This window comes from Bacteroides muris (ex Afrizal et al. 2022) (assembly GCF_004793475.1).
In the GTDB taxonomy this organism is placed as follows: Bacteria; Bacteroidota; Bacteroidia; order Bacteroidales; family Bacteroidaceae; genus Bacteroides; species Bacteroides muris.
The window spans coordinates 20150-27036 of the sequence record NZ_SRYZ01000051.1 but is presented as its reverse complement, the minus strand read 5'-3'; the positions used below and the strand labels follow the sequence as shown (position 1 = coordinate 27036).

The window sequence follows — 6887 nt, the reverse complement described above, 5'->3', positions numbered from 1 at the left end:
TATGTAGGGGGCGATTAGAATTCATGGGATTGATATTGCTTAATTTAACCGCAAAGATAATTCACTTTCGCGTATTAACATAATATACCCACTGGGTTTTCGGACTGATCCGATATACCATTCTTTATTTTTAGATTATGCAAACTAACAGTGTAGATTTAACATACCCACAGGGTTTTCGGACTGATCCCTAATTTCGGATTACAACAGAAAAAAACAGAAAACAAAAGCGGTTAACTATCTCATCAGTCAACCGCTTTTTTATTTTTGTAGTGGGTACGAGAATCGAACTCGTATACCATGCGTGAGAGGCATGTATCCTAACCGTTAGATGAACCCACCCTCGCATTTGCCTTGTACACCCTCAGGGATTCGAACCCTGGACCCACTGATTAAGAGTCAGTTGCTCTACCAACTGAGCTAAGAGTGCATCTGGCGGAAGCTGGGGGATTCGAACCCCCGGTACGGTTACCCGTACGTCAGTTTAGCAAACTGGTGGTTTCAGCCACTCACCCAAACTTCCTTTTTTTTATAACCAGCATTATTTTCAAATGCGATGCAAATGTAGGGCAAACTTTTGGATTGTGCAAATCTTTCCTACATATTTTTTTATCGTTTTCATACAATTTGAGATAACACGTTAACACTCAAACCTTAAAAACAAGAAAAAAAATAACACATATCACCCCCTTCTTTTCAACCTTTCCTTATCTTTGCGCAATTTTTAAAGCATAGTGCATATACGCGGACAATGATACAACAAGAAAGCCTGAAAAAGCGGCTTGCCAAACTGACCGCCCCCATCTTTATAGAAACACTCCTCATCATGATGCTCGGTGCGGTGGACACCATCATGCTGAGCCGCCACTCAGACAACAGTGTTGCTGCCGTAGGAGTAGTCAATCAGATTATCATGCTCACTTTCCTTGTTTTCGAGGTCATCAACCTCGGAACGTCTGTTCTGTGTTCCCAGTATCTTGGTGCGAAACTACACAAGAAAGTAGTGCAAGTAGTTGGCGTATCCATCCTCGTCAACCTGGCGGTAGGTATCACGGTCAGCCTGGTACTTTTTTTCTGCGCCCGTCCCATCTTTGCCTAAAAGCGAAGAAAGACTGAACCTCAGCATAAAAAATGGACACGTTCATTTTGTTCTGCATTCAGTTTGCACTATCTTTGCAAATTGAAAGCAAAGATAGGTTGAACCTTGCCCATCTTGCTTGTAGAACAAAAAATTATGGCTTTATGGATGCACTATTGAAAGAAACCGTAGATGCCGCTATCAACTCCCGCTATCCGGGCATGGCTCCCGAGGGAAGAAGGTTGATAGAGGAAATTCTTATTCGCAAGGAAATAGAAAAGGGCGCATTATTACTCAATGAAGGGCAGATAAGCCATAATATCGTATTTGTAGGAAAAGGTATGTTGCGTCAATTCTATTATAAAAACGGTAAAGACGTCACCGAACACTTTTCCTATGAAGGATGCATCATTATCTGCATAGAAAGTACCTTAAAGCAGGAACCCACCCACCTCATGATTGAGGCACTCGAGCCGAGTGTCGTATACCTGCTGCCATACAACAAGTTGTTAACACTCACCGAAATCTCATGGGAAATAAACATGTTTTATCGGAAAATACTGGAATATTCCCTAATTGTCTCACAGATAAAGGCTGACTCCTGGCGGTTTGAGACTGCACGCGAGCGCTACAACCAACTCATGGAACATCAGCCCGAGGTCATCAAGCGAGCTCCCTTGTCGCATATTGCGTCCTATCTGCTGATGACCCCCGAAACACTGAGTCGGGTACGCTCAGGCACGCTGTAACCCTCCTCCTGTCTGCCCGGAGAATACATATCTGAATTTATATAGAAATTTTACCTTTTCTCCTCCTAAACGTGCATTGATTACCATACAATCATTTCATGGTCAAGGTTGTTTCAAATATAAAAATCAGATTATGAGAACTATGCATAAATTTCCATCCTTTCTACTACTTCCACAGATGCCGTAGCCGAAAAAGACACCAACACACCTAACGCTACTACCAGCGAAAGCTATTTTGATTCTGCCGCCATGGCAGCTACCAAGGAAGCCATCAGTACTCATGCCGCACAAGAAATAGGCGATGTGAAGATAGAAGATAACCATTACATGATTACCCTTCCCTAAGGTTCACAAATCGCCGATAACTATGCCGCAAAAATAAAAGCTAATGTCAAGGCAAATGCAATAGTTGCCAGAGACTACAACAAAGTGAACGGCAAAGCTAAAGTGTTGCGTATGGAAAACCGCGACTATGTCGCCATAGAAGACGTGAAACCGACAGTAGAAGTAACCAGCCAATAGGAATATGCCACAACACCCGAAGCTGCTCTGGAAACTGCCAATGCATCAACCGAATTGTCCTATAAAATCAGAAAAATCATCACTGCCAATGAAGGGACTACACAACAGAGGAGACATCTACCGCATGATACATGACGGACAAAGCTACGAAGAACTGTTCTGCGAAAACAGAGAACCAGTCCGGCAGAAAAAGAAGAGCTTTTGGACATGTTTGAAAAAATAATATCCAAAGGAGATTTTTGACTTATGTCAATTCATAACCCGCAAAAACCTTCTAATTTTGCACTCAAAATAAAAAAAGATTAGTTTTTATAAGAGTAATGAGATTCGTTTTTAGGGTGCACTTAAAAAAAACAGGCAATATCCACAATAGTTATTGCCTATTTTTATATATAGCCAGAAACCAAGTACATCAATACAGACTTCCCTGACCGACTTCCGTAAAGAGCTTCGCCAACTTCTCCACCACCGGCTTCATATAACGTTCTCCTTTATCGGCAGAAGCTTTTTGGGGATTCCCTACCCCGCTGTCCACTGTAACATTATCCCAATGGCGGGGAGCCCAGCCAACCTTTTCATTCAAGGAAGGAATGGCAAACGGCTTGGATTCTCCGTCACCGGCCTCAGCCAGGTTCACCAGTTCGGGATGGTAATGCATCATGACGGAAGTCTCAGATTCGCCGGCATGGTCGTCGACAGCAGCCTCAAAGTAGCCTTTTGGGGGAACAATGCTAAACCAGTCGGCAGCGATAATCAGAAAATCGGGATACACAAACGCCAGGTCACGAATCATTCCCTTGAAGTTATTGCCGCCATGACCGCTGAGAATAATCAGCTTACGCATGCCTTGTAGATAGAGAGAAGCAACTATGTCTTCCAGAATGGCCTGCTGGGTGGAATAGCGGGTATGGATGCAGAACGGAAGTTCGCGCTGCCCCGGATTGTGTGCACCGAAAGGTACGGGAGGCATCAGCATACAGCGTACACCGGAATTCTGCAAAGCCAGTGCAGCCGCATCTACGGCAATGTCATGCGGCAGAATACAATCAGTAAGATAAGGCAGATGCAGATTATGAGGCTCCGTAGCTCCCCACGGCAGGATGACAACGTCATACTTCACTCCTTTCACCTTTCCATAGCAGGAAACAGTAAGGTCAATTTCTCTTTTTTCCATGATAGTTTATTTTGGGGGTAAATCTTTACCGCAAAAATAAACATTATTCCGTCACATTGAACCTATTGCCGGCGATATTCTTTAGGTGACATACCGGTGTGATGCTTGAAATACTTGCCAAAGAACGACTGGTTGGCAAAGTGCAGCTCGTCTGCAATTTCCTGAATGCTCAGCTCGGAAGACTTCAACAAGGCTTTGGCTTCCAAAACGACGAGACTGTCAATCCATTCGCCCGCCGTCTTTCCGCTGATTTCCTTCACTACGGTAGAAAGGTGCTTGGCGGTGAGGAACATCTTATCGGCATAGTAAGACACACTGCGCTCTTCCTTGTAGGACTCTGAAACGGCACGAATAAAGCGCTCGAACAAGTCTTCCTTTCTGCTCTTGGGAATACGTTCCTGAGAAACATGTCCTTGATAGATATTATATATCTCATAAAAAAGGGCCAACAGCAACCCCTGAGTGATTTCCTTACGGAAAGGATTGTCTTTCAGCTTCACCTTGCTCCAAAGAAAAGAGTGATACTCCTGGAATGACTGGGATTCTTCGGGAGTAATCTGAACGAAAGGCCGCTCCTTAATCATGAAAAACATGGGGAAAAGTTGCTGCATGGTAGGTATCACCATATCCATAAAGTCCTTTGAAACGGCAATGAAAAGCCCGGAAAAATCTTCAGAGCGTTCCCGTTGCAGAACTATCTGATCGGGAAGAATAACACCTAACATACCCTCCCGCATTTCACATTGCTGCAGGTTTAGTTCCAGTTTACACCACCCTTTCAAGCAGACAGTCAGGCAAGCAGCATTCAAACGGGTGGGATAAGAGCTCAAAGGCATGTCCTTGATATCATCAAAAATAGCAAAATCATTGCCGATGAAATCAATCATCGACAAATGATGTATCTGGGAAATATCTACATTCCGTATCCTCTTAGTATCCATGTTTTTTTGTGCTTTGGCGACAAATATAGGACTATTTTGCGGAAATCAGCTCTAAAAATCCTTAAATGGGAAAAACAGAACACTTTTAGTTCATTATCTTGAAACCGATAAAGAAAGTTCTCGGCTGCGTCGGTCCGTAGAAATAACCCGCATCACGGAATTCCCCCTTATCCAAGTCTTTCTGGAAACTATTGAAGATATTCTGTACGCCCGTATTCAGCTGAAGCTTGATATGATCGTGAAGCACAAAAGTATAGTTCAACTTCACATTCAAGTCCAGAAATTGGGGAGTATGCTCCATACGGTCTGAGGTGACATTACAGAATGCGCCCTCGGGAGCATCTTCCGGTGCATAGTGCGGAACAATCATCTTTCCCGTATAGGTACCGGAGAGAGAGAAATCAAAATTCTTTATCGGCGCGGACGAGAAAGTGAAGTACCCGTAATAATCCGGCGTACGGGGCATGCGCTTGGTGGTAAGGTCTTCTCCGTCCACCTTCGTCCAGGCTTCCTCATGGGTATAGCGGCTGCGTTGTGCTGTAAATCCGAGCTGGAACTGCGCCTCCTTGCCATGGGCAATCCTTGCATCCAGATTGGCACCGTATACGCGTGCGCCGTTTCCGTTGCGGCGCTCTTTGATGATATCCCCTACTTCGTTCTTGCCGATATCTTCGAGCACAAAGACGTGGCGCAGGTCTGTGTAGAAACCCTCCACCAAGATGTTTGCCTGCCAGTGCCCCAGATGGGCGGTCCAGTCTACCGAACCACTGTAACTGTTGGAACGTTCTTCACGCAGATTATCGGACAATTTGATTTGAACCCCCTCGCCGCCTACTGCTGTTACATGCAAGTCCTCATCATACGCCTGCGGAGCACGGAAACCGGTAGAGTAAGTCAAGCGTGCCTGAAAATCATCTGTCGGCTTGTAGAGCAGGTTGACGCGGGGACTAAAAATAAGCTTGTCAATCAAGTTATGCTTGTCCAGGCGGGCGCCGATCAGCATGGTCAGTGCATTCATTTTCCACTCATTCTGCACGAAAGTGCTGGCAATGCGGACATCCTGCTCCATGTCACGATGATAGCCGGTCATGACATCATGCAGGGAGTTATTCTGATATTCCAGTCCGCCGGTAAAGGTGGAGGGAGCAAAGAGACAGTTGTCCATATTGCCCACATACATGCCACCGACAACCCAAGTCAGGTCTTTCGTCTTGCCGTAGGCATTCATGTCCTTTTGGGCACCATAGTAACTATTACGGTCGGTGTGCTGGATGGAGGTGTAAACTGAAATCTTATGCTTGTACTCTTTCCAGAACAAATCGTAGCTCACGCCTCCGCTATTGATGATATGCTTGGTCTGCTCAGTGATGTCCGTCTCATGCGGCTGCAAATCAAATTTATTACCTCCGCGACGAAGTTCATTAGTGGTATGGTATTCCAGATTGATGCGGCTGAAATGCGTAGGACGGTAATAGGCGCGGAAACCGAAGGTATTCATGTTCAGCTTTCCCAGTTCGGAGAAGCCGTCGCCATCGCGGTCGTATGGGTTACGGTTGCGGTAACTCTCATAAAGGGCGATGCCGTAAGAATTGTCTTTGGCAACCAACGACACATTGCCACCCATATATTGCTCCCAGGACTTGCCGTCCATATTGGAGAACATGCCCGATACCTGGAAAGAATTGTTGATGGGGTCTTTGGTTATGATGTTGATGGTGCCTCCCACGGCATTGGCTCCAAACAGGGCAGAGCCTCCGCCACGCACCACTTCCACCCGTTCAATCATGTTCACGGGGATTTGTTCCAGTCCGTACACCCCGCTCAATGCGCTGATGATGGGACGGCTGTTTATCAATATCTGCGAGTACGGCCCTTCCAAACCATTGATGCGGACTTGGGGGAATCCGCAGTTCTGGCAGTTGTTCTCCACACGCAGGCCCGACTGGTAGTTCAGTGTCTTGGCAAGGTCAGTGGAGTTGACCATCTCAAACAGTTTGGTACTCATCACATTTACGACTACCGGAGCTGCCTTGCGGCTCACCTCGTTTCGGTTGGCGGATACCACCACTTCATCGGTAATGAAGTTCTCCTCTTCCATCGGGAAATGTATGACCGCAGTGAAGTCCCTGCTCACCGTCACCTCCTTCTCTTGGGTCTTGTAGCCTACTGCCGACACACGAAGTTTGTATTTTCCCACCGGAAGCTTGCGGAACTCAAACTGTCCTTCTTCATTGGAAACCGTTCCCTGCCCACTGCCGATAATCAAAACTGTGGCATACGGTATATTTTCTTCTGTACCCTTCACTATCACATGACCGGAAATCATATTGCCTTCCTTTATAGGATTTACAGCAAAAACTACGCTGGCACTTACCACTGCAAATACCAACGCCAAAATGCATTGTTTCATCAAATAAACGCTC

General features: G+C 45.7%; 4 protein-coding genes, 3 tRNA genes and 1 pseudogene. 2 read left to right on the top strand and 6 right to left on the bottom strand.

The features are described from left to right. Positions 1-270: 270 nt before the first annotated feature. The 3 genes from E5355_RS16050 to E5355_RS16040 all read right to left on the bottom strand — a co-directional run bounded on the left by E5355_RS16050 (position 271) and on the right by E5355_RS16040 (position 523). Positions 271-342: transfer RNA gene (locus E5355_RS16050), tRNA-Glu, on the bottom strand. A gap of 15 nt (positions 343-357) precedes the next feature. Beyond that, positions 358-430 (bottom strand) — tRNA-Lys (locus tag E5355_RS16045). A gap of 3 nt (positions 431-433) precedes the next feature. After that, a tRNA-Ser gene (locus tag E5355_RS16040) sits at positions 434-523 on the bottom strand. Positions 524-751: 228 nt separating this feature from the next. Between E5355_RS16040 and E5355_RS16035 the strand changes: the two are divergent. Together E5355_RS16035 and E5355_RS16025 are read left to right on the top strand one after the other, a co-directional pair. Continuing rightward, a pseudogene (locus E5355_RS16035) lies at positions 752-1090 on the top strand (MATE family efflux transporter); the annotation flags it as partial. Positions 1091-1242: 152 nt separating this feature from the next. Beyond that, positions 1243-1827, top strand: coding sequence for a Crp/Fnr family transcriptional regulator (locus E5355_RS16025; protein ID WP_136011139.1), 585 nt, complete (start codon positions 1243-1245; stop codon positions 1825-1827). 934 nt (positions 1828-2761) lie between these two features. On the opposite strand, the gene E5355_RS16020 is transcribed toward E5355_RS16025, so the two are convergent. From E5355_RS16020 to E5355_RS16010, 3 genes are all read right to left on the bottom strand, one after another. Further along, positions 2762-3523: a creatininase family protein gene (locus E5355_RS16020; protein WP_136011138.1), complete on the bottom strand. Its 762-nt coding sequence runs from the start codon at positions 3521-3523 to the stop codon at positions 2762-2764. Between the two features lie 62 nt (positions 3524-3585). Then, a complete protein-coding gene (locus E5355_RS16015) occupies positions 3586-4464 on the bottom strand; it encodes a helix-turn-helix domain-containing protein (protein WP_136011137.1) in 879 nt (292 codons plus the stop codon). A gap of 85 nt (positions 4465-4549) precedes the next feature. Continuing rightward, positions 4550-6874, bottom strand: coding sequence for a TonB-dependent receptor (locus tag E5355_RS16010; protein WP_136011136.1), 2325 nt, complete (start codon positions 6872-6874; stop codon positions 4550-4552). Positions 6875-6887 lie beyond the last annotated feature (13 nt).